General features: G+C 71.3%; 22 protein-coding genes and 1 tRNA gene. 2 read left to right on the top strand and 21 right to left on the bottom strand.

Translation table 11 applies throughout. The features are described 5' to 3' along the window. Positions 1-147: 147 nt before the first annotated feature. The 5 genes from metG to J2S22_RS26030 all read right to left on the bottom strand — a co-directional run bounded on the left by metG (position 148) and on the right by J2S22_RS26030 (position 6,125). Positions 148-1,743 carry a methionine--tRNA ligase gene (gene metG, locus J2S22_RS26050; RefSeq protein ID WP_370878253.1) on the bottom strand — a complete coding sequence of 532 codons (1,596 nt, stop codon included), beginning with the start codon at positions 1,741-1,743 and terminating at the stop codon, positions 148-150. A 192-nt stretch (positions 1,744-1,935) separates the two neighbouring features. Beyond that, on the bottom strand, positions 1,936-2,988 hold the full coding sequence (locus J2S22_RS26045) for a DNA polymerase III subunit delta' (RefSeq protein WP_272778225.1): 1,053 nt from the start codon (positions 2,986-2,988) through the stop codon (positions 1,936-1,938). Further along, positions 2,985-3,743, bottom strand: coding sequence for a dTMP kinase (tmk, locus tag J2S22_RS26040; protein WP_272778224.1), 759 nt, complete (start codon positions 3,741-3,743; stop codon positions 2,985-2,987). Before tmk ends, J2S22_RS26045 begins: the two co-directional genes overlap by 4 nt. 22 nt (positions 3,744-3,765) lie before the next feature. Next, entirely contained in the window at positions 3,766-5,046 is a 1,281-nt protein-coding gene (locus tag J2S22_RS26035; RefSeq protein WP_272778227.1) for a D-alanyl-D-alanine carboxypeptidase family protein, read from the bottom strand. Positions 5,047-5,180: 134 nt separating this feature from the next. Then, positions 5,181-6,125 (bottom strand): septal ring lytic transglycosylase RlpA family protein, encoded by a 945-nt coding sequence (locus J2S22_RS26030; protein WP_272778223.1) that lies wholly within the window; start codon positions 6,123-6,125, stop codon positions 5,181-5,183. Between the two features lie 461 nt (positions 6,126-6,586). Between J2S22_RS26030 and J2S22_RS26025 the strand changes: the two genes are divergently transcribed. Next, on the top strand, positions 6,587-6,910 hold the full coding sequence (locus J2S22_RS26025) for a hypothetical protein (RefSeq protein WP_272778222.1): 324 nt from the start codon (positions 6,587-6,589) through the stop codon (positions 6,908-6,910). Between the two features lie 320 nt (positions 6,911-7,230). On the opposite strand, the gene J2S22_RS26020 is transcribed toward J2S22_RS26025, so the two are convergent. Continuing rightward, positions 7,231-7,602, bottom strand: a complete 372-nt coding sequence (locus J2S22_RS26020) for a hypothetical protein (protein ID WP_272778221.1) — start codon at positions 7,600-7,602, stop codon at positions 7,231-7,233. A 428-nt stretch (positions 7,603-8,030) separates the two neighbouring features. On the opposite strand from J2S22_RS26020, the gene J2S22_RS26015 reads away from it, so the two are divergent. Continuing rightward, a tRNA-Ser gene (locus J2S22_RS26015) sits at positions 8,031-8,120 on the top strand. A gap of 471 nt (positions 8,121-8,591) precedes the next feature. Here the strand turns inward: J2S22_RS26015 and J2S22_RS26010 are convergent. The 15 genes from J2S22_RS26010 to J2S22_RS25945 all read right to left on the bottom strand — a co-directional run bounded on the left by J2S22_RS26010 (position 8,592) and on the right by J2S22_RS25945 (position 20,804). After that, on the bottom strand, positions 8,592-9,344 hold the full coding sequence (locus J2S22_RS26010; RefSeq protein ID WP_272778220.1) for a DNA-methyltransferase: 753 nt from the start codon (positions 9,342-9,344) through the stop codon (positions 8,592-8,594). Beyond that, positions 9,278-9,580, bottom strand: a complete 303-nt coding sequence (locus tag J2S22_RS30940) for a Com family DNA-binding transcriptional regulator (protein ID WP_367618326.1) — start codon at positions 9,578-9,580, stop codon at positions 9,278-9,280. Before J2S22_RS30940 ends, J2S22_RS26010 begins: the two co-directional genes overlap by 67 nt. A 66-nt stretch (positions 9,581-9,646) precedes the next feature. Further along, complete coding sequence (locus tag J2S22_RS26005; protein WP_272778219.1) at positions 9,647-10,654, bottom strand: phage late control D family protein; 1,008 nt, start codon at positions 10,652-10,654, stop codon at positions 9,647-9,649. Beyond that, positions 10,651-10,887 carry a tail protein X gene (locus J2S22_RS26000; protein WP_272778218.1) on the bottom strand — a complete coding sequence of 79 codons (237 nt, stop codon included), beginning with the start codon at positions 10,885-10,887 and terminating at the stop codon, positions 10,651-10,653. The genes J2S22_RS26005 and J2S22_RS26000 overlap by 4 nt, the downstream gene beginning before the upstream one ends. 10 nt (positions 10,888-10,897) lie before the next feature. After that, a complete protein-coding gene (locus J2S22_RS25995) occupies positions 10,898-11,275 on the bottom strand; it encodes a phage tail protein (protein WP_272778217.1) in 378 nt (125 codons plus the stop codon). 2 nt (positions 11,276-11,277) lie between these two features. Continuing rightward, entirely contained in the window at positions 11,278-13,449 is a 2,172-nt protein-coding gene (locus tag J2S22_RS25990) for a phage tail tape measure protein (RefSeq protein ID WP_272778216.1), read from the bottom strand. Further along, on the bottom strand, positions 13,450-13,587 hold the full coding sequence (locus J2S22_RS25985; protein WP_272778215.1) for a hypothetical protein: 138 nt from the start codon (positions 13,585-13,587) through the stop codon (positions 13,450-13,452). Beyond that, a complete protein-coding gene (locus tag J2S22_RS25980; RefSeq protein WP_272840397.1) occupies positions 13,584-14,111 on the bottom strand; it encodes a phage tail assembly protein in 528 nt (175 codons plus the stop codon). The genes J2S22_RS25985 and J2S22_RS25980 overlap by 4 nt, the downstream gene beginning before the upstream one ends. Before the next feature lie 58 nt (positions 14,112-14,169). After that, on the bottom strand, positions 14,170-14,688 hold the full coding sequence (locus J2S22_RS25975) for a phage major tail tube protein (protein WP_272778213.1): 519 nt from the start codon (positions 14,686-14,688) through the stop codon (positions 14,170-14,172). Between the two features lie 28 nt (positions 14,689-14,716). Next, positions 14,717-16,183: a phage tail sheath protein gene (locus J2S22_RS25970; RefSeq protein WP_272778212.1), complete on the bottom strand. Its 1,467-nt coding sequence runs from the start codon at positions 16,181-16,183 to the stop codon at positions 14,717-14,719. A 108-nt stretch (positions 16,184-16,291) separates the two neighbouring features. Continuing rightward, positions 16,292-16,774 (bottom strand): hypothetical protein, encoded by a 483-nt coding sequence (locus J2S22_RS25965; protein ID WP_272778211.1) that lies wholly within the window; start codon positions 16,772-16,774, stop codon positions 16,292-16,294. 1 nt (position 16,775) lies between these two features. Continuing rightward, complete coding sequence (locus J2S22_RS25960) at positions 16,776-17,792, bottom strand: pyocin knob domain-containing protein (RefSeq protein ID WP_272778210.1); 1,017 nt, start codon at positions 17,790-17,792, stop codon at positions 16,776-16,778. 1 nt (position 17,793) lies between these two features. Further along, positions 17,794-18,225 carry a hypothetical protein gene (locus J2S22_RS25955; RefSeq protein ID WP_272778209.1) on the bottom strand — a complete coding sequence of 144 codons (432 nt, stop codon included), beginning with the start codon at positions 18,223-18,225 and terminating at the stop codon, positions 17,794-17,796. A gap of 7 nt (positions 18,226-18,232) precedes the next feature. Continuing rightward, a complete protein-coding gene (locus J2S22_RS25950; protein ID WP_272778208.1) occupies positions 18,233-18,484 on the bottom strand; it encodes a hypothetical protein in 252 nt (83 codons plus the stop codon). Between the two features lie 4 nt (positions 18,485-18,488). Beyond that, entirely contained in the window at positions 18,489-20,804 is a 2,316-nt protein-coding gene (locus J2S22_RS25945; RefSeq protein WP_272778207.1) for a hypothetical protein, read from the bottom strand. Positions 20,805-20,824: the final 20 nt, after the last annotated feature.

The raw sequence follows: 20,824 nt of genomic DNA, 5'->3' as shown, positions 1-20,824 counted from the left end.
GGCCCCCCCGCGCAGCGGCGAGCCGGGTGAGGGAGCCATCCTCTCGCTCGGAGCTTGCGGGACGCCCCCTCACCCGCCCGAGCTTCGCTCGGGCACCCTCTCCCACGAGGGGAGAGGGTCCGGTCCCGAGGCGCCGAGTCATCGTTCTCACTCCGTCGCCGGCTCGATCCAGCGCGGGAACACCGGGCTGGGCGGCGGGAGCGTACTGCCGGGGGCGATGCGCACGTGGCCGCCGAGCTGGGAGAAGTCGCGCGCGTCGGCCGGCACGGCCAGAATGTCGAGCAGCTTGCCGCACGCCGTCGGCATCACCGGCTGGGCCAGGATGGCGACCTGGCGCAGCACCTCGGCCGTGACGTAGAGCACCGTGCCCTGGCGCACCGGGTCGGTCTTCGCCAAGGCCCACGGCGCCTCGCCCGCAAAATAGCGGTTGGCGTCGGCGACCACGGCCCACACGGCGTTCAGCACCTGGTGGATCTGCTGGGTCGCCATGTGCTCGCGCGCCTTGCCGACCAGCGCGTCGGCGGCGGCCAGGATCGCCTCGTCGTTGCCGGAGAACGCGCCCGGCTGCGGCAGCACGCCCTTGAACGCCTTGGCCAGCATCGACAGCGAGCGCTGGGCGAGATTGCCGAGGTCGTTGGCGAGGTCCGCGTTGATCCGGTTGACGATCGCCTCGTGCGAGTAGCTGCCGTCCTGTCCGAACGGCACCTCGCGCAGGAAGAAGTAGCGGAGCTGGTCGACGCCGTAGAGGTCGGCGAGCCCGACCGGGTCGATCACGTTGCCGACCGACTTCGACATCTTCTCGCCGCGGTTGAACAGGAAGCCGTGCGAGAACACGCGGCGCGGCACGTCGACGCCGGCCGACATCAGGAAGGCCGGCCAGTAGACGGCGTGGAAGCGCAGGATGTCCTTGCCGATGACGTGCAGATCGGCCGGCCAGTACGTCCGGAACATGGCGCTGTCGGTGTCGGGGAAGCCGACGCCGGTGATGTAGTTGGTCAGCGCGTCGACCCACACATACATGATGTGCTTCTCGTCGCCCGGCACCGGGATGCCCCAGTCGAAGGTGGTGCGCGAGATCGACAGGTCCTGCAGGCCGCCGCGGACGAAGCTCGCGACCTCGTTGAACCGCTCCTTGGGCAGCACGAAGTCGGGCACCCGCTCGTAGAGGTCGAGCAGCTTCTGCTGGTAGGCCGACAGCCGGAAGAACCAGCTCTCCTCCTCGACCCACTCGACCGGGGTGCCGGACGGGCCGCGCCGCACCTTGTCGTCGCCGACCGTGGTCTCGCTCTCGGTGTAGAAGGCCTCGTCGCGCACCGAGTACCAGCCGGCGTATTTCGACAGGTAGACGTCGCCGTTCGCCTTCATCCGCTCCCAGATCGCCTGGGACGACCGGTGATGGCGCGCCTCGGTGGTGCGGATGAAGTCGTCGTGCGAGATGTTCAGCTTGGCGTCCATCGCCTGGAACAGCGCGACGTTGCGGTCGGCGAGCGCCCGCGCCGTCAGCCCCTCCCTGGCCGCCGTCTGCACCATCTTCTGCCCGTGCTCGTCGGTGCCGGTGAGGAAGTGCACGTCGCAGCCGTCGAGCCGCATGAACCGGGCGATCGCGTCGGTGGCGATCACCTCGTAGGCATGGCCGATGTGCGGCGCCCCGTTCGGGTACGCGATGGCGGTGGTGAGGTAATAGCGTTTGGAGGCCATGGATTTCGAAGCTCGCAGGCAATCCGGGCAAAAAGCAGCCGTCATTCCGGGGCGCGGCGAAGCCGCGAACCCGGAATCCAGCCGTGAGCTCGGCGTTCGTGGCTGGATTCCGGGTTCGGCGCCCCGAAGTCGGCGATCGCCGACTTCGGCATCTTACGATGCCGATCACGGGCAAGCCCGTGATCGGTGCGCCGGCCCGGAATGACGAGATGCTGCGGCGATGTCGCCGCCTGGGTATCAACCCCGTGCCGCCTCGGCAAGCCAGCCGAACACGGCGAAGACCAGGGCGCGGCGGTCGAGGTTGAGGGTGAGGACGTCGCGGGCGGCGGTGTCGAGCCGACTCCAGGCCTCGGCATAGGGGGCGAGCCGGCGCGCCGCCTGGGGCCCGCGGCGCAGCTCGCCCGAGAGCCAGTCCCGCACCGTCTCGACGAAGGTCTCGACCATCTCGCGGTCGGCCCGCTCCAGGGTGTCGCCGAGCGCATGCAGGGCGCGCGGGTCGGGGCTCGGCACCTGGGCGAGCAGCGCGGCGACCTTCTCGCGCAGCGCCAGCAGGGGACCGCCGGAGAGCGCGATGGCGCGGGCGACGCAGCCGTCGGCGGCGGCCGCCGCCTCGGCGAGCCCGGGATCGTGCGGATCGCGGCCGAGCGCCGCCGCGGCGGCCGTCACCACCTCGGGGACCGCGAGCGGCCGCAGCGTCAGCATCCGGCAGCGCGACCGGATGGTCGGCAGCAGGCGGCCGGGCGAATGGCTCACCAGGAGGAGGAGCGCGCGTTGCGGCGGCTCTTCCAGAATCTTCAGCAAGGCATTGGCGCCTTCGGGATATTTCAGCTCCTCGGCGGCGTCGACGATACAGATGCGCCAGCCGCCGCCGGTGGCCGTGGCCCCGAAGAAGCCGACCGTCTCGCGGACCTGGTCGACCGTGATGACCGTGCGCACCGTCTCGCTCTTCTCGCCGGGCGTGCGCTCCAGGGCGAGCAGCGCCCCCTCGGTGTCGGCCGCGACCCGGCGCACCACCGGATGGTCGTCGGGCAGCGCCAGCGAGGTCGCCGCCTGGACGGCGGCCGACCCGGGGTCCGGATGGGCGAGGACGAAGCGGGCGAAGCGGTAGACCAGCGTCGCCTTGCCGATGCCGGCCGGGCCGCCGACCAGCCAGGCGTGCGGGACGCGGCCGGACTTGTAGGCGGCGAGCAGCGTCGCCTCGGCGGCGGCGTGGCCGACCAGGGCGAGGGTGGCGCGCGGATGCGGAACCGCGGCGGTCTCCTCCCGCGCCGCGCGGGGGGCGCGGCTCACGGCACCGCCGCGTCGAGGCGGCCGGCGGCCGGCGTGTCCCCGGCATTCCGGGCCTCGACGCCCGCGGACGTCGCGGGGTCCGATGTCTCGGTGTCCGGCCCGGCTGCGTCGGACTCCACCTGGGCGGCGCCGAGCCGGGCGCAGACCACGGTCCACACCGCATCGGCGATTCGTTCCGGCGCCGGGCTCGCGTCGACCACGGCGCAGCGTCCGGGCTCGGCCGCGGCGATCGCCGCGTAGCCGTCGCGCAGCGCCGCGTGGAAGGCGACGTCCTCCGCCTCGAAACGATCGGCCGTGCCGCCGTCGCGGCGCCCGGCCGCGCGGGCGAGCCCCGCCTCGGCCGGCAGGTCCAGCACGATGGTGAGGTCCGGCAGGGTGTCGCCGACCGCCACCCGCTCCAGCGCCCGGATCACGGCCGGATCGACCTTGCCGACGGCGCCCTGGTAGACGCGGGTCGAGTCGAGGAAGCGGTCGCACACCACCCAGGCGCCGCGCTCGAGCGCCGGCCGGATGGTCTTCTCCAGATGGTCGGCGCGGGCGGCGGCGAACAGCATCGCCTCGGCCTCCGGCCCGAACGGCTTGGCGGCGCCGGCGAGCAGCACGTGCCGCACCGCCTCGGCGCCCGGCGAGCCGCCGGGCTCGCGGGTCTGCACCACCGAAATCCCCAGCCGGCGCAGCCGCCCGGCCAGCAGCGCGGCCTGGGTCGACTTGCCCGACCCCTCCCCGCCCTCGAACGTGATGAACTTCCCGCGCATCCGAATGTCCGTTCCCAGGCGCTCAAATGCGCGCGAAGCCCGCCTTGATCCAGCCGATGACCAGCTCGGTCACGACGTCGACGGCGCGCTGCGGCAGGCTGCCGACCTCGACCGCCTCGGCCGCCTTGAGCGGCACCTCGAGCGTGACGTTGTCGCCCCTGATCACCCGCAGCCGGCCGACCGGCTGGCCCTCGGCGACTGGCGCCCGCACCGGCCCCGTATACAGGATCCGCGCCGAGATGCGGTCGGTCGTGTTCTTCGGCACCAGCACCGACACCGCCTTGCCGGCGACCAGCGGCACGCTTCCCTGCGCCCCGCCGAACACCTTGGCGTCGCCGATGGTCTGGCCCTCGGCGAACAGCGGGCGCGCCTCGAAGCCGGAGAAGCCCCACTCCAGGAGCCGCCTGCCCTCGTCGGCGCGGTCCTTGGCGGTCTTCAGCCCGTTGATCGCCACGATCAGCCGCAGGCCGTTCTGCACCGCCGAGCCGACCAGCCCGTAGCCGCCCTCGGCCGTGTAGCCGGTCTTCATGCCGTCGGCACCGAGGTTGAGCGGCAGGAGCGGATTGCGGTTGAGCTGGCGGATCTTGTTCCAGGTGAACTCGCGCTCGCCGTAGATCGGATAGTATTTCGGGTAGGTCCTGATGATGTGCTGGGCGAGCTTCGCCAGCTCCCGCATGGTCACGGCGTTGCCCGGGTCCGGCAGGCCGGTGGCGTTGCCGAAGGTCGAGCGGGCGAGGCCGATCTCGCGGGCCCGCCTTGTCATCGCCTCGGCGAAGCTGCGCTCGTTGCCGGCGATGCCCTCGGCGAGCGCGATCGCCGCGTCGTTGCCCGACTGGATGATCAGGCCGCGCAGCAGATCCTCGATGCGCACCCGGCTGTGGATCGGGGCGAACATGCTGGAGGTGTGCGACGGCGCCCCGCCGCGCCGCCAGGCGTCCTCGCTGACCGGGAACTCCTGGTCGAGCGTGAGGCGGCCCGACTCGAGCTCGTGGAAGACCATCTCGGCGGTCATCAGCTTGAGCAGGCTCGACGGTGCCGTCGGCGTGTCGGCCGCCTTCTCGTAGAGGACCGTGCCGGTCTCGGCGTCGATCAGGATGGCGTAGGGGGCGGCGGTCTGGAACCCCTCCTCCTTCTTGGCGCCCGTCACCGAGTTGTTGGCGGCGCCGGCCGCGGCCACGAGGGCGACGACGAGGACGAGCGACAGCGCGGCGACGGCGCCGACGAGGCCGCGGGCGGGTCCGCCCCGGCCGGCGGCATCCCGGCCCGATGCACCCCCTGGTGCCGCCGGGCGGCGGCGAAGCATCCGAATCATGGCCCTCGCGTCCCAAGACAGTGGGGCCGCACAATGGCGCGGCCCGCCCGCCGGGACAACAGCGGGTCCCGGACAGATAGCGAAAATTCAGCCGATACGGGACGTTGCCGGGAGAGTCTCGCGCCCTAATAGAGGCCGCGGCCGGTCATCACGGCGGGCGGCGCCTCGCGCCCCGGGCGCGATTCGACCGCCGCCAGGGCCGCCGCCGGCCTGGCCGGCTTGGGATCGCGCCCGGCCGCCATCACGGGCGGCCTGTCGCCGGGCGCCGGCGCCCGCTGCGAGGTGCGGCCGGAGGCCCGCCCGGCCGGCGCGGCCGGCTGGTCGTCGAGGCCGAGGCTGAACGGCCGCTCCGGCGGCATCGGCACGCCGCTCCGGGGCGGCGGCGGCGCGGCCCCGACGCCGCGTAGCGCCGGGACGAACGGCCGGGTCGCCGCCATCATCACCAGCGACGGCGCCGGGGCCGGCTCGCCCTGGCGCAGGGTCGCCATCAGGATTCCGTCGTCGGAGCCCTCCAGCGGGGCGCGGCCGACATACTCGACCCGCACCCGGGCCGTGCCGTTGGACTGGAAGCCCAGCATGTCCGCGGCCTTGTTCGACACGTCGATGAGCCGGCCCTGGTGGAACGGCCCGCGGTCGTTGACCCGCAGGATCATGGAGCGGTTGTTGCCGAGATTGGTGACCCGCACATAGCTCGGCATCGGCAGGGTCGGATGGGCGGCCGACATGCTGTGCATGTCGAACACCTCGCCGTTCGCCGTCAGCCGGCCGTGGAAATCGGTGCCGTACCAGGAGGCGAGGCCCTCCGCCCGGTAGTTGACGTCCTCCTCGGGGACGTACATGCGGCCGCCCACCATGTAGGGCTTGCCGATGCGATAGCCGCCGCCGCCCTTGGGGACCGGCTGGCCGGGCTCGACGACGCGCGGGCTCGCGGCGACGCCGTAGCGCGGATCGATTCTCGGAAACAGGCCGCCATTGCCGGCCGAGCAGTGGGCCAGCGCCACGCATGCGCCGGCCGCCGCGCCGACGCGCGCCAGCCGAGCGAGCCGTCCCCTCACCTCCCCCCGGATCATCCGACGAGGATCCCCCCTCCTGCCGCACCCGGCACCAAAGCCGACACGGCGCCCCGTTCCCCCTGAACGAGACGCCCGGCCCGGGCCCGGGGCTTTCGCCGACCATCCGGCTCGACCGAGTCGAACGAGTCGCGAGCGCCCCGGCCGCACGTTACGCGTCCGCAATTGCGCGCGGAACCGAAACACTCTGGCAAGGTAAATGAGCCGGAAAGAAGACGGCGGCGAGGCCCGGCGGGACCCGATCCGGGACCGATTTCGGGGCGGGTTTCGGGACGGGTTCGGTGCCGCCCGCGGGGGGCGTCGCGGCGCGGTGCCGGCCGCCGCCCGGTCGCCGGGGGAGAGCCTCTCTACGCACTAATCCGGGACGGTCGCGGAAGCCGGTTGTTAACGCCTCGCCGCTAGGGTCGCGCCATGTCACGACCGCACACGCCGGAGCCGGCGTGTCGCGACCAGAATGGTCCATGCGCATGCGCCGTGCCCGCTTCCTCAGCCTCGGCCGTTCCCGCCTCCGCATCGCCGCCGGGGTGACGGCCAGCCTCGTGCTGCTCGGCGTCGGCCTCGCGATGCTGCCGCGCCCGGCCGCGACCGGCAGCCACGCCCGGATCGGCCCCGAGGGCACGATCCGGCTCGCGCCCGACGCCTACAAGCAGTGCCAGCGGCTCGGCTTCGACAACCGCAACGGCGAGGTCCGCGACCGCGGCGTCGCGGCCTGCGAGCCGCAGGCCGAGCGCGACACCTCGATCGACCGCATGCAGGCGATCCGCGCCTTCTTCAACCGCCGCTGACCGGGCGTGCCCCGGACCGCCGACTCGGCCGGCGGACTCGGAATCGCGGCCGCGGCGATTTCGCGGCGCAGCGACTTTTTGCGGTGCCCTGATCTGGATCAAAGCGCGCCGCCCCGCCCCGTCCTAGAAACACACCGTTGGCGCCGCTTCACGGGGGTGAGTGGCGCGACGGAATTGGGCGGTCCTCGCGGACCGCCCTTTTTTCGTCGGGCGAGCCTCCGGCCGCCATGCCCTGCCCCGCGCGAGCATTCCCGGCGCGAGCATGCGCGGCGCGCGCGATCCGTCGATCGGCTCGGCCGCCGTCGACGCGGCGAGTGCCGTCATCCCGTCGGCTCCGGGCGCTTGAACTCGATGCCGCACCGCTTGCGGACCGAGACCTGCTCCAGCGCCTGGAGCTCGCCGCGCATGCGGGCGAGCTCGGCCGTGTTGCGGTCGTCGCCGCCGACCAGGAAGGCGGCCGGCCAGAACACCACCACGGCGACGGTGGTGGCGACCGTGTCCTTGGTGCGCTTGCTGTCCTGAACGCCGGCGAGCTCGTTGGCCCGGTGGGCGATGCGCTGGCTTTCCTCCGCGATCTGCGCGCAGGTCAGCGGCTCGTACTGGTACGGCGACACGTAGCTCGGCGCCACCTCGTCCGACCTCGTCGCGCAGCCGGCCGCCAGGGCGGCCGCGACAAGCACCCATGCACGCACGCTATCCCCCCGTTCCGACAATTCGGAATGTCACTGCGCCACATTAGGGACACATTTCGGGGCTGCCAACTGCAAAGTTCACCCCGGCCGCCGCTCTACCAGGACGGGGATTCGGAGCTAGACGCCGGACTAGCTGATACCAACGGCCTCCGGCACTGACTCTCCCGTCGCCCTGAGGTGGCCGCGCGGCGCGCGGCCCTCGAAGGGCGACGGCCCGGGCCGCATCCTTCGAGGCTCGCCGGCGGCGAGCACCTCAGGATGACGGGTCGGGATTCAGGGCCACTGTTATGTCCAGGCGGTCGCACCGTCCGCTGCATCGGTGCGTCACCCGGCCCTCGGCGGCCGGGGCCGCGCCCGACCGGATCGGTCGGCTGCGCGATCGCCCATTCCGGCGCGTCCGGAGGTCTGATAGGAGAAGCCGCGGACCCGGACGGGTGGCCGAGTGGTTGAAGGCAGCGGTCTTGAAAACCGCCAGAGGCGCAAGTCTCTCGTGGGTTCGAATCCCACCCCGTCCGCCAGATCCGCCGCCCAGGATTGGCCGACAGCCGGCACTGCCTCGGCGTGATCTTTGTTCGACTTTTTAGCGCGCAAGTGTAGCGCGCAAAATCGAATGGCATGGCGCGCAAGATCGAGTGGCAGCGGAAATGGCGTGGCTGAAGCGCCTTCGGTCCGACTGCCTCAGCCTCGCTGCCACGCCCCCGGGGCGTTCATCTCCGACCAGCGCGGACGGACGTCGACCCGGCGGCCTCGGGTCCCGCATCGGGTGCAGCGTCCCCGAAAGGACGGCACGGTCCGGTCGTCGGGATACGCGCTGACGTCCAGGGCGGCGCTGTGGTGGCACGCCAGGCACGTCAGCTCGATCGACCGCACCCCGAGCGACCGCATGTTCCCGAGCGTCATGGGCGTTGGTGGTGGGGTCGGCGGCGGCATGCCGAGAGGTTAGCGGGCCGGCTCGATCGGGTGAAGGCGTGCCGCCCCGCTTCCGGGACCTAATCGCCGCCATGAGCCCCCCTCGAAGCGCCGTTCACAGCCTCTTCCAGCCGCCTGCAGGCGACTTCGAAATAGGCCGGGTCCAGCTCGATGCCGACATACGGCAGCCCCCGCGCGACGCAGGCGACCCCGACTGTGCCGGAGCCCATGAAGGGGTCGAGGATCGGCCCCTCCATGACGGCGAGCAGGCCGGCCATCACCTCGACCGGCTTCCCTGCGATGTGGTGCTTCACCCTCGGCACCGGAGCCCGAAACACGCCGGGCGCGACCGGCCCGGCGAGCGCCCGGCTGCCGTTCGACCCCCAGACGGCATATTCCGCCTGGACGCGGTAGCGGCCCCGGTGGGGCCGGCTCCCCTCGGTCTTGTCCCAGGGCACGATGCCCCGCCAGATCCAGCCGGCGCACTGGACCGCGTCGGTGGTCACCGGGAGCTGCCGCCAGTCCGAGAATGTGACCAGCAGACCGCCCGGCCGGACCAGGACCCGAGCCCGGAGCATCCACAGGGTCGACCAGGCCAGGAACGACCGCTGGTCCCGGGTGTCGCCCAGGAACTCGGGAAAGGCTCCCCGCCGGTCGTAGTTCAGATACTTGGCCGAGGTGGCCATCGCCTTGTCGCGGACGTTGCCGCCGCTCGAATACGGCGGGTCGGTCAGCACGTCGCCGACCGACCCGGGCGCCAGGTCGGTCAGGATTTCGAGGGCGTCGCCGAGGTAGAGGGTCGCCGGCCCGATGGTCCGGGATTCGATGGGCATCCGGTCTCTCCAGACGTCGGACGCTCGTGGCGCTCTGGGGAGGGCTCGGACGGCCTCAGCACGTTGAAGGTGCCGCAGCGGCGGCACTTGATCTCGACCGGACCGGCGATGGCGCCGGCGGTCGCACGGAAAAGCAGCGCCCGGCAATGGGCGCAGCGAATGGTCTCCACTGACAATCGATCCGCACTGTGCCACCCATGCACCGCTCGCCAGAGCCGCGACGGGGTGGCGGCCATGTTTGTGCGTCGCTCCGCGGGACTGGTCGCCAAACTCGACCCGCGGCCGGGGACACCCGGGCCCCGTCACGTTCCTCCTCCTTTCGCGGCCGGATCGGCCGTCACGGTGATGGTGGAGAGCACCGGCAGGCCCTTGGCCCAGGTGGTCTCGATGCTTTCGGAGAACCACACCCCGTCGATCCCGTCGCCGAAGTCCTCGGCGATCATCTTGGCGCCGGCCGAGCGGGCCGGGTCGAAGGGCAGGATGAAATGGCCGCCGCCCGTCGCCATGGTCAGCTCGGTCGCCCGGGCCTCGGCCGCCCGCTTCGCCTCGTCCTCGCTCGCTCGGGGGTGGAGCAGTGTGTGGGTCGGCCCCTTCCGGCTGGTCTGGTGCTCGACCGTCTTGCGCCGCCCGGTCTTTGGATCGTGCCAAGCCGCCACCACCTTGCCGTGCCGCGGCCGCGGCGTGCCGTTGATGCGCCAGCCGGCGCAGCCGATCCGGGTCACCCGGATGGGTGGCAGCTCGGCCCCGCCGGCCCCCTTGCCGGAGCCCCGCTTCGTCACGGTCAGCCTCTCGCCGGCTGGCTTGACGATGCCGCCGGCCTCGGCCGCGATCCGGGTGGCGAAGTCGATCGGCGAGGCTTCCCAGCGCAGCACATAGGGCAGCTTGATCGACGCCAGCGCCGGGTCGATGGCGAGCGACAGGCCGGCCGCCTTGGCCGTGTCGTCGAGCACCTCGCGCAGCGTCTTGTCGTCCCAGTGCTTCAGCCCGCCGGCCTTGATCTCCCCCGTCATGGTGGCGGCCCGGGCCTTCATCACCAGGGTCTCGGGACCGTTCTCGCAGCCCGTCTCCCAGTCGTTGATCTTGAAGGCCCCCAGCATCGCCACCCCGGTCTCCTTCCAGCCCGCGATCGGGGTGAGGAGATCGTCCTCGGTCGGCAGCGGGATCTGCCGCCAGTTGTCGTCCAGCTCGATTTCGAGGGTGTCGTTCTCGCCGCCGGCGTTGTCCGTGAACGTCGCCCGCAGGAAGTAGGCGCCCATCGGGCCGGCCAGCAGGTCGGTACCGCCCTTGAACAGCTGGAACACCGGCGTCATGCGTCGCCCCAGATGCGGGTGACGGTCCGGCGGAGCGGCCCGGCCGCCGGCCGCGGCGGCAGCCAGATGACGGTGCCGACCGGCACGATCGGGCCGAGCGCCGCCAGGCCCGGATTGAGGTCGAGGATCGCCTCCACGGTGCCGTTGCGCTCGCTGCCGAGCTCGGCCCTCGCGATGTGGTCGAGCCGCAGGCCGTCGCGGCGGACCGTGTAGAGCCGGTCGACCTCGCTCATGCCAGCCCCCTCATGTGTAGCCCTTCAGCTCGACCGTGAAGGCGACCTTCTTGCCGCCGTAGGTTTCGAGGTCGGAGACCCGCTCGATCGTCACGGTGCCGAGCACCCGGGCCGAGAAGCCGCGGCCCATGCGCAGCATCGGCAGGGGCAGCTGGGCGAACTGGCTCGCCCGGATGCCCTCGTAGTCGGCGAGCCCGCCGATCTCGTCCGGGAACAGCGTGCCGCGGATCGTCATGGTCGGCCGCTTGTGCCCGTGCGCCTGCGCCCCGTCGGTGAGCCCGAACCGGGGCACGTCGACCCACACCGCCTCGCTGCCGGTCTCGATCTCCTGGCCGTTGAGACCGACCACCAGGAACACGTGGGGCCCGAGGGACATCAGCCGGGACATGGTCACACCGTGTCGAACAAGGCGCCGGTGTTGGTGCCGAGCCGGGCGAAGGCACGCCGCACGCCGTCGACGTCCTGCACCCCGTGGAAGTGGACAGGCCCGGCCACCGTGATGCCGCCGCGGCTCGACTGCTTGCCGGGCGCCTTGGCGTCGCCGCCGCCACCGCCTCCGCCGCCCCCGCCACCGACTCCACCCGGCCCCAGGCGCGGCGTGATGGTCGGCGAGACGTTGAAGTTGAGCCCCTGGAAGATCGCCTTGATGCGCTCGACGACCGACTGCGCCTCCGCCTCGGCCTTCGCACCCTCGGTCTTGATCGCCTGGGTCACCCCCTGCATCGCCGCCTGCGCCTTCGCGCCGGCCGTCGGTGGCACGATCTCGCCGAGGTTCGGGGCCGGCGCCATCACGGCGCCGGCGCCCGTCGATCGCTGCCCCTGCAGGGTCGGGTAGCGGCGCCGATAGGCGTCCAGGCCGCGTTGCTGGCGGAGATCGCGATCCGTCACGGTGACGCCGGGCTTTTCGGCGAGCGCCTCGTCGCGCAGGCGGGCTTCGGCCCGCCGCATCCGAGCATCCTCCAGCTCCCGGCGGAGGCGGTCCCGCTCCCACCGCGCGAAGGGCCGCCCCTTGGCGACGCCCGACTCGGCGCCCGACAGCTTGGCGGCGAGGTCGTCGATGTGCGCGTCTTCCCGCTTGCGAATGCCGTCCTTGATCCGATCGTCGAGGCCGGCGTTTCGCTTCTCCACCCACTGCGCATAGTCGGCATAACGCTGGGTCAGCTCTCCGAGCCAGTTCGCGATGTCCTTGAACCCCTTCGAGGCGCCGCTCATCCGGTCCGTCGCCTCGGCCGCGTTCGCGGCCGCCGCCGCGACCCGCTGGTAGTGGCTCTCGATCGTGCCGAGCTGGATCGCGAGGTTGCCCTGCATCGAGCCGGACCACTTCGTCTTGTCGCCGAGGATCTCCAGCATCCGGGTGATCTCGGGCAGCACCTTCGCGGCGCGCGCCGTCTCGTCCCACCATTCCTGGCCGAAGAACTGGACGCCGAACGCGACCTTGTCCTGTTGCTTCAGCTTGTCGAACCGGCCGAGCACGTCGAGGATCGTCCCGCGGGCATTCTTCTCCATTCCGGCGGAGACCTGCTTGGGATCGAGGCCCAGGTACTTCTTCAGCGCCTCCTGCTGCTTGTCGGTGCCGACATGCGCGGCCGCGAGCTTCGAGCCGAACGTGTTCATCCAGCGGGCGGCGACCTCTTCCGGCATGCCGCCCGAGATCTGCGCCGCCGTGATGCCGAGCACCGTGTCGTAGTCCAGGCCGACCGCCGCGCCCGGCGCGGTCGATCGCTTGGCCGCCTCGATCAGTGCGCGCTCGCTCGCCGCGCTCGCATCCGCCAGCGCGTTGACCTTGTCGCCCCAGTCCCGCAGCGTCTGCAGACTCCAGCCGAGCGCCGACTTCATCTCGGCCATGGTCTGCATGGTCTCGCGGGCGCTCGTGTCCCAGGCCTTGCTCGCCATCAGGCCGGTCTCCACCGCTTCCGGCAGCTCCTTGATGTCGATGCCGGCGGCACCGGCGGCGGCCGCCTGCTGGAACGCCTCGGCCGGCTCCATGCCGTACCGGAACGCCATCTTGCGCAGGACGCCCTGCAGCGCCGCGAGCTGATCGGGCGTGCCGGTGACCTTTTTCCGTACCTCGGCCCAGGCCTTGTCCTGGTCGACCACGGTGCGCGCGGCCGCCCGCGCGGCGCGATAGCCGGCGTATCCGGTGCCGATCCCGGCCAGGGCGTCGGCCGTGCCGCCGACCACCACCGGACCGCCGCGGCCCCGCCCACCCGCCGCACCCGCCCGGTCGCGGACCTTCTGCGCCGCTCCGTGCAAGCCGGAGACCGCGCTCTGCGCCTTGCGGGCCGCCGAGGCGGTCTCCAGCAGATCGCGCTTCAGCTTCTCGGGCCCGCGCACCGTGCCGAGCCCCTGCGCCTCGCGCCGCACGGTTCCGAGGTTCTGGCCGGCCTGGCGGGACGCCGTCGAGACGTCGAGGATGTCGCGCTTGAGCTTGTCTGCGCCGCGGGTTCCGTTCAGCCCGGCCGCGGCGGTCTTGATGCCGGCGAGGTCCTTCGCCGCATCGGCCGACCCTTTCTTGAGGTCGTTGATCAGCTTCAGCCGGAGGGCGACGTCGAGGGTGGTCATTCAGGTCCCGCTCACGATCCGGTGGAACGTCCCCCAGGTGTCGTCGTATCGCTCGGCTGCCTCGATCCACCGCAGGATCAGCTCGTCCCAGGGCAGTGCGAGCTGGGCGTCCCAGCCGCCGCCGAAGGTCGCGCTCACGAGCCCGACATAGGCGCTCCAGTCGCGGAGGTCGGCCCGGACGAGGTCGCCGCGTCGGCCGTGCCGGCCAGCGTCGCGGCGAAGACGCGCGGCAAAAAACGGTTGCAGGCCTCCGTCACCCGGCCGCCGTCGTCCTCGTCGAGACCACGCAGCTCGCCCACCGTCAGGCCGGCCTGCGCCGCCCACACGGCCCACAGGCCGTGCTCGGCGAGCGCGCCCGAGTCGACCACCTCGGCCACCTCGGCGACGGTGAGCCGCCGGACCGTGATGGTCTCCACCACGTTGCCGTCGCGCTCGAAGGGCCAGTCGAGCGCGATCACCTCCTCGCGCGCCCGCCCTTTGAAGGCGAGCCGCTCGGCGGGCAGCGGCCGGGCCGCGGCGGGCGCCGGCGTCTCGGTCGCCGGCGCCGCGCCAGCCGGTGCGGACGCGCCGGACCGCCTGGCGTGGTCGGGCGAGCCCGGCGGCGGCGCCACGGGCGTTAGGCTCCGTTCGACATCGATCGGGGAAGGAAGGTCGTCGGACATGGGGGCTCCTTGAACACGCTTCGAAGAGGGTTTCGGCCACCTCAAAGGCGGCGCCGGCTCAGCCGGAGATCCGCAGGATGCGGTTCTCCTCGGAGCCGATGTCGGTGCCGTAGCCCTGCCAGCGATTGGTCCAGAACGAGAAGGCGGCGATGATGCCGTGGCCCTCGATCACGTCCTCGTAGTCGGTGATCGACTTGATCTGGTAGCCGTAGCCCTTGAGGCCGCGCCCCGACATCTCCTCGGCGTCACCCTCGGAGAACAGGCCCCGCATGGTGATGATGCGCTCGCGCTTGGTGCCGGCCTTCTCGTCGGTGATCAGCTCGTAGATCGTGTAGAGCCTGCGCTGCCCGAGCCGCATGCCGAACTGGCCGAGGATCTGCGGGTTGGCCCCGATCAGGTCGAACGACAGGACGAGCGGCTCGATCGCCCCCAGCGGCACCTCGATGTCCATGACGCCGCCGCCCGGAAGGTGGTTCTCGGTCTTCACCTTGGGGAACGGCAGCTTGTAGCGCTTGAGCGAGAGGAAGGTGTTGATCCCCTCGCAGTAGAGATTGCCGGCGAGCCTGACGTGTTCCATGGGCGTGCTCCTTGGTCGGCGGGCCGGGTCAGTACGTGCCGGTCACGGGCGTGAGGTTGCCGAGCGCCTGCTGGATGTCCGAGGCCAGCACGTCGAAGGCGGCGAGATACGGCCGCATGCCGATCTGCAGGTCGGAGATCGGCGGCGTATTCTCGTGCGGCAGCTCGATGCGCAGGATGCCCTGGCGCATGTTGGCGTTCGGGTTGAGCCCGCGATCGAAGTAGCGCGTGTAGCCGACCACGACGCCCAGCGAGACCAGCTCCTCGAGGAAGTACTCGATCGTCTTGACGATCATCAGGGCGTTGTGGGCCGTGAAGTTCTCTCCCCGCCACTTGCGCAGCGCCGCCGGCAGGCTCGCCCGGATGGCGTTCTCTGTGCGCACCTTGTTGACGAAGCGCCAGTTGGTGTCGTTCGACAGCGTCTCGGAGCCGAACAGCTCCTTGCCTTCGATGAAGGTGTTGACGCCGGCATTGATCAGGAAATTCGCCTCGTGGTCGATCTCGCCGTCGTAGTAGGAGACCGGCCGGGCCGTGCCGACGATCGCCGAGGAGGTCTGGTTCTCCGGCGACCAGTACGGGCCGCCGCGCTCGCGGTCGCGCTTGGCGAACAGGGCCGCGACCGTGGTCGAGGCCGGCCGGGTCAGGATGGTGTCGTCGGAGCCGTCGAGCACCACGAAGCGCCGCACCGCCGGGTCGATGGCGTAGAGATAGCGGCCGTTGTCGCGCTTGAGCCGCTCCGCCCACAGGGCGGCCTCGACGCGGCCGAGATTCGGCGCGTCGCAGATGCCGATAGCCAGCAGCCGCTTGGCGATCGCGCTCATCGCCAGGGCCACCGGGTTGGCCACCGGGCCGGTCGCGACCGTGCCGGCCGCACCGGTGCCGTCGCCCTCGATCGTCATGGTGACGGCGCCCGTGATGCCGAAGCCGGCGTCGTCGATCTGCACGCCGACCACCTTGCCGCCCTGGACGATCGCCGTGCCCTTCGGCACCACCTGGGCGCCGGGCGAGGCGAACGTCACGGTGGCGGCCGTGTAGCCCGAACCCTGGTCCGTGATGGTCGCCTGGGTGGCGCCGATCGGCGAGTCGTTGCAGTAGCCGGGCGCCAGGATCAGGCCCGGCCGCACCGTGGTCTGGGCGCGCGCGTCGAGCAGACCCCACAGGCCGGTGCGGTCGGAGGGGTCGCCGATCACGGCGCCGAGCTGCTCGTTGCGGGTGGTCTTCTTCTCGATCCGGCGGATCAGGATGCTCGGGCTCACGCCCTCGCCGAGGATGTCGTCGATCGCCGGCGACAGCTCGCCGGCATCGCCCAGCTTGGCGAGTTTCTCGGCTTCGTCGCCGTAGAGATGGACGGTCGTCTCCAGAGGGAAGATCGCCGGGTTCGCCTCCTCGGCCGTGGCGACGATCGTGATGGTCGAGAAGTCCGGCACCTGGACGGTGCGGGCGTCCTCGCCGACGTCGACGAAGCGGACGCCGTGGTTCTTGGTGAGTGCGGCCATGCCGAAGAGCCCTTGACGGAGACCAGATCGAGGGCGAGGCTAGACGCGCATCGGATCGGGCGGGCCGCTGACAGGCGTCAGCGGCCCGTGTCGCTAGAGGGGCCCTCGTCAGAGGGCCGCGGCGGCCCGGAAGAAGTTGTCGCACGCCTCGGGCGTCATTCCCCGGGCGAGCCGCACCGCCTCGGTGAGCGGGTGGGTCCGCTGGTACACGGTCGCTCCGGACAGGATCATCTCGGCGGAGAAGCGCTCGCCCGGGTCGGCGATGGTGTCGACGATCGCCTGCAGGGCGGCCGGGATGCTTCCGGTCTTCACGGCCGCCAGCGCCTCCGCCTGGGTGACCACGCCGTCGATCGCGAGCTGTTGGAAGAACTGGCGGTCGCTGATGTCCGGCACGGGGTCCGGTGGCGGCACGTAGGGCGCCACCTCGTAGGTGCCCTCCGCCATCGCGGCCCACACGGCCTCGGCGACCGGCGCCGGATCCGAGTGCGACAGCGTGAACGGGAACGGCTCGCCACCGTCGACCGACACATCCATGTCGATCAGGCTGCTGGTGGGGTCGGCGTAGCGGAGATTGCTGATCGCGAGGTTCATCTCAAGCGATCCTCACGAAGTAGCCGACTTCAGTGTAACCGACAGTCCCGCCGCTGATGTTCTGCCACGTTCCGCTCAGACCCGGGTTGTTGTTGGTGAGGGGATCGCCAACGTTACGGAGCATGCGGAGGTTACTCCCAGCGATGGTCGCGTTGTTCGCCGTCGTGTTGCCGGTCCCGCCGACGACGATGAGGACCAGGGTCGAGCCAACCTTGAAGTCGTTCGACGCGGTGGGGATCGGCTGGCCGGTGGCCGGGGCCAGCGCCGCGATGGCCTGCGCGGTCTTGAGCGGCGTCATGATGGTCGTGTCGTTGACGCCGGCCTGGGCTTGAGCCGTGGAGGATGATGCGCCCGGCGAGAGTGCCCACGCATCCCACACGCCCCCGACACGGTGCCTCTGGTAATAGCCGAACCCTCCGGCGGCGACGCGCCATAGGGTTTGGCGGATGCCGGCCGCGCCCATCGTCACGACCATGCCGATCAGCCCGATACTCTCCGGACTGTTCAGGGCAGTGGCTCCGTCGGAGTACCACCACCCGTTTTCGGTCGCGGCGTTCCAGTCGGTCGTCAGCTTTGCCGCGGCCCCGAGACGGCCTGTCAGATTGGAACCGTCGGCTTCTGCGAGACCGCTGTTCGCGAGCGCAGTGACGGCAGCCGCCGCGTCGGCGTCGGCGAGGCGGTCGAGGCCGAACGCTCCCGGCGTCGTGCCTCGCAGCGTGTCGGCGTCGAGCCCCGAGCCGCTGCCGTCGACGGTCAGCAGCTTCGCCAGCACGCTCGCCGCTGTGAAGGCTGCGGCGTCGAGCTTGGCCGCCAGGGCTGTCCCGATCGATGCGTTCAGCGCGGCGAGGTCGCCGTCCACCTGGTCGGCCAGCGTCAGGTCGAGCGCCTGCACGGCGCCGCCCGGCCCGCGCCAGAACAGCCTGCCGTCCGCCTCGTTGATGGCGATCTGGCCGCTCTCCAGGGCGGCCGGCACATGGCCCGCGATGGTCGAGCGCAGGAGCTTGATCTTGGCTGCCATCTCAGAACGTCCCGTCGTCGATGCCGCCGGCGACCAGCTCGTCCACCTGGTGCTGGGCCGCCGTGACGAAGGCGGCGACCTGGGCGCCGGCCGCCGCCACGAACGAATCCACCTGCTGATCGGCCGCGGCGATGAACCCGTCCACCTGCTGCTGCGCGCCGGCCACGAACGTATCGACCTGCTCCTGGGCCTGCGCGATCGCCACCGGGATGCCGTCCCGCAGCGCGACCAGGTCGGCGGCGATCGGCGCGATCTCCTGCTCGACGAAGCGCACGGAGCGGTCGACCACCTCGCGGGCGGCCGTGTCGATCACGCTGTCGCGCTGCTCGAGCCGGTCCAGCCGGAGATCGACGTCCTGCCGGAACGCGTTCTCGGTCTTCAGGACCTCGGCGACCCCGGTGACGCGGTATTCGCTCTCGAACTTCCGCGACATCGCCGGCTCACCCGGTCGGCTGGTCGGCGACGGCGCCCCAGCGCACCACCTTGCCGGCGTGCTCGCTCGCCAGGAGCCGGGTCAGCAGCTCGCCCGTGACCTCGGTGCGGGACAGCGGCCCGAAGCCGGCGCCCGCGAACCGGAAGCGGGTCAGCGCCTCGACCCGGTAGTAGGCCGCGGGCTCGACGGTGACGATGCCGGCAGGGCCGGCCGGTGCGACAGCCGCCGTCTCGGCGGTGGTGGAGGCTTTCTTGGCCATGGGATCACTCCGCGTAGTGGATGCGCTGCTCGACGTGGAAGGTCGCGCGGGCGTTGTCGGTGGTGCCGCTGAACCGGACCTTGCAGGTCGAGATGGGGGCGCCCGTGAAGTCGAACGTCCAGATCATGTCGACCGCATCGGCGCGGACGAGGCCGTCGGCGCCGATCACGGGCTTGGTCTCCACGGCCGCGTGATCCTTCACGCTGGCATAGTTGGCGCCGTGCAGGATCTTGGCGGCCAGCGTGTGCCGCGCGGCCTCCCAGGCCCCGATCGTCGCCCGCACCGTGAGCGACGTCACGGCGGTGCCGAAGGCTATGACGGTGGACGGGTGCTTCATCGCGACCGCGGCGCGGAACACCTCGATCTCCGAGGCGCCCATGTCGATGATCGGCATGACCCACTGGTTGCCGGTGAGCACCACGCGCCAATCGTAGTAGGGCGTGACGCCGGCGCCGAACAGCGTCTCGTCGCCCTCTGGCGCGACGATCTCGCGCCAGGCGCCGCCCACTTGGATCTGCCAGGCGACCGCGGTGTTGGCCGGGCTCAGAGCCGCGGTGCGCAGCCGCATGTTGTGGATGCCGCCGTCCAGATTGAGGCCCTGCAGCAGCACCGGCAGCGAGGTAACGTCGAAGCGGCAGTACTTCACCCCGAAGCACAGATCCTTGGTGAGATCGCCGGCGAAGAACGAGCCGTCGGTCGACTCGAAATACGTCCCCTGCAGGAACTTCTGGCCCTCGGCATTGGCACAGTAGACCTCGCCCGTGGTGGCGAAGATGATGCCGTACATCTTGCCGGCCTCGGCCAGCACCGGGATCGGGAACGGGAACGTGGTCGGCTCCGGGAACACCTCGAACTCGGTGGAGGCGAGCGTGCAGGTCGCGAGCATCCGGCCCTTGTTCGGCTGGCCGCTGTCGAGGCACTCGACCAGGGTCGCCGTCACCTCGGAGCCGGCCGACCAGCGCTCGATGGCCAAGAAGGCGGCCGGGATGAAGCGGTCCTGCGCCTGCAGCCAGGTCTGCGCCTTCACCACGCCGGCGATCGTGTGGGTGACGGGCGCATAGACGTCGTAGGGCTGCTCGACCGTCGTGGTCCAGAACTTGCGGACGCGCTTGATCTCGTGGCCCTGCCAGCCGGCGTTCCCGACCGTGCCGACCACCTCGTAGGTCTCGTCGCCGATCCGGAAGATGCCGGCCGCCGGATCGTACTGGCCGGAGAGCCACCAGGAGACGTTCTCACAGACGTTGAAGTAGTCGCCATAGGCGAGCTCGGTGCGGCTCATGGTGAGCTGTGTCAGCTCCATGGTCTGGTAGGTGGTGCCGCCGAGCGCGACGGTGCCGGCCCGCTCCCACAGCTTGATGCCGTCGACCGCCGTGTATTTGGGGCAGATCAGGCCGGCCGCCGCGTGGCGCAGGTTCTGGTCGTTCGGGTTGTAGAGCGCGATGGCGCGCCGGTCGAAATTCGCCAGCGGGAAGCGGATGCCTTCCAGGACGCGCGACTGGTAGTCGATCGAGGCCGTGTCGGTCTCGTCCGTGGTCAGGAACCGGTCGGCCCCGTAGGGCACGCCGGTGTCCGGCACGGCGAGCAGGTCCTTCACGGTGGCGACGTCGCCGGCGAGCGTCCGGAAGGCCTCCCACGACACGCCGTTGCGCAGGCGCGCCGCGAGCGCGGCGAGGTCGTTGCGCAGTCCGGCGATCTCCTGGTCGACCAGCGCGAAGCGCGCGTTCAGCGCCGTGTAGGCGGTGGCGAGCGCGTCCAGCTCGGGCGCCTCGTTCTCGGTGCGCCGCGTGATCGTCTCGATGCCGCCGGTGCCGATCAGCACGTCGGCGATCGCCACGGTGCCGATCGGGATCGACGGCTTCACCGGGATGACGCTCGGCGCGCCCGGATAAAGGGTCAGGATCGCGTTGCGCACGCGGGCCCGGGCGCCCGACTGCGGCACCTGCTGGATCGCCGTGCCGCCGCCGGACTGCGGCACCTCGCGCTCGTAGTTGCGCGCCTCGATGTAGCCGTCGTCCTCGCGGCCCTGGCCGATCAGCGTCACATAGACCTTCTGGCCGGCCAGGAACGGCACGTATTCGGCGACCGACAGGGTCGCCTCGGCCTCCATGGCGTACATGGCGCCGACGTCGTAGATGCGGCCGGCCGAGACGGCGATCGCGGTGTTGCCGCTCGGCGTCACGGTGAAGCCCTTGAACATGCGCCCGCTCACGAGCAGGTCGTCGGTGAGCCGGGTGATGCCCTCCTGCGGCCACAGCCCGACCCGAGCCATGTCCTCGGCCGTGCCTTCCTGATCGAGGTCCCAGGTGACGCGCTTGTACATTCGGGTGGCTCCTGTTGTCT

Origin of the sequence: Rhodoplanes tepidamans, assembly GCF_030813915.1 — a bacterium.
GTDB lineage: Bacteria > Pseudomonadota > Alphaproteobacteria > Rhizobiales > Xanthobacteraceae > Rhodoplanes > Rhodoplanes tepidamans.
This window is presented reverse-complemented; position numbering and strand designations above follow the sequence as displayed.

Coding starts and splice junctions, on each gene's coding strand:
- metG (WP_370878253.1), bottom strand. CDS start 1,743: ATGACGGCTGCTTTTTGCCCGGATTGCCTGCGAGCTTCGAAATCCATG.
- tmk (WP_272778224.1), bottom strand. CDS start 3,743: ATGCGCGGGAAGTTCATCACGTTCGAGGGCGGGGAGGGGTCGGGCAAG.
- J2S22_RS26035 (WP_272778227.1), bottom strand. CDS start 5,046: ATGCTTCGCCGCCGCCCGGCGGCACCAGGGGGTGCATCGGGCCGGGAT.
- J2S22_RS26030 (WP_272778223.1), bottom strand. CDS start 6,125: ATGATCCGGGGGGAGGTGAGGGGACGGCTCGCTCGGCTGGCGCGCGTC.
- J2S22_RS26025 (WP_272778222.1), top strand. CDS start 6,587: ATGCGCATGCGCCGTGCCCGCTTCCTCAGCCTCGGCCGTTCCCGCCTC.
- J2S22_RS26010 (WP_272778220.1), bottom strand. CDS start 9,344: ATGCCCATCGAATCCCGGACCATCGGGCCGGCGACCCTCTACCTCGGC.
- J2S22_RS30940 (WP_367618326.1), bottom strand. CDS start 9,580: ATGGCCGCCACCCCGTCGCGGCTCTGGCGAGCGGTGCATGGGTGGCAC.
- J2S22_RS26005 (WP_272778219.1), bottom strand. CDS start 10,654: ATGACGCCGGTGTTCCAGCTGTTCAAGGGCGGTACCGACCTGCTGGCC.
- J2S22_RS26000 (WP_272778218.1), bottom strand. CDS start 10,887: ATGAGCGAGGTCGACCGGCTCTACACGGTCCGCCGCGACGGCCTGCGG.
- J2S22_RS25995 (WP_272778217.1), bottom strand. CDS start 11,275: ATGTCCCGGCTGATGTCCCTCGGGCCCCACGTGTTCCTGGTGGTCGGT.
- J2S22_RS25990 (WP_272778216.1), bottom strand. CDS start 13,449: ATGACCACCCTCGACGTCGCCCTCCGGCTGAAGCTGATCAACGACCTC.
- J2S22_RS25980 (WP_272840397.1), bottom strand. CDS start 14,111: ATGTCCGACGACCTTCCTTCCCCGATCGATGTCGAACGGAGCCTAACG.
- J2S22_RS25975 (WP_272778213.1), bottom strand. CDS start 14,688: ATGGAACACGTCAGGCTCGCCGGCAATCTCTACTGCGAGGGGATCAAC.
- J2S22_RS25970 (WP_272778212.1), bottom strand. CDS start 16,183: ATGGCCGCACTCACCAAGAACCACGGCGTCCGCTTCGTCGACGTCGGC.
- J2S22_RS25965 (WP_272778211.1), bottom strand. CDS start 16,774: ATGAACCTCGCGATCAGCAATCTCCGCTACGCCGACCCCACCAGCAGC.
- J2S22_RS25960 (WP_272778210.1), bottom strand. CDS start 17,792: ATGGCAGCCAAGATCAAGCTCCTGCGCTCGACCATCGCGGGCCATGTG.
- J2S22_RS25955 (WP_272778209.1), bottom strand. CDS start 18,225: ATGTCGCGGAAGTTCGAGAGCGAATACCGCGTCACCGGGGTCGCCGAG.
- J2S22_RS25950 (WP_272778208.1), bottom strand. CDS start 18,484: ATGGCCAAGAAAGCCTCCACCACCGCCGAGACGGCGGCTGTCGCACCG.
- J2S22_RS25945 (WP_272778207.1), bottom strand. CDS start 20,804: ATGTACAAGCGCGTCACCTGGGACCTCGATCAGGAAGGCACGGCCGAG.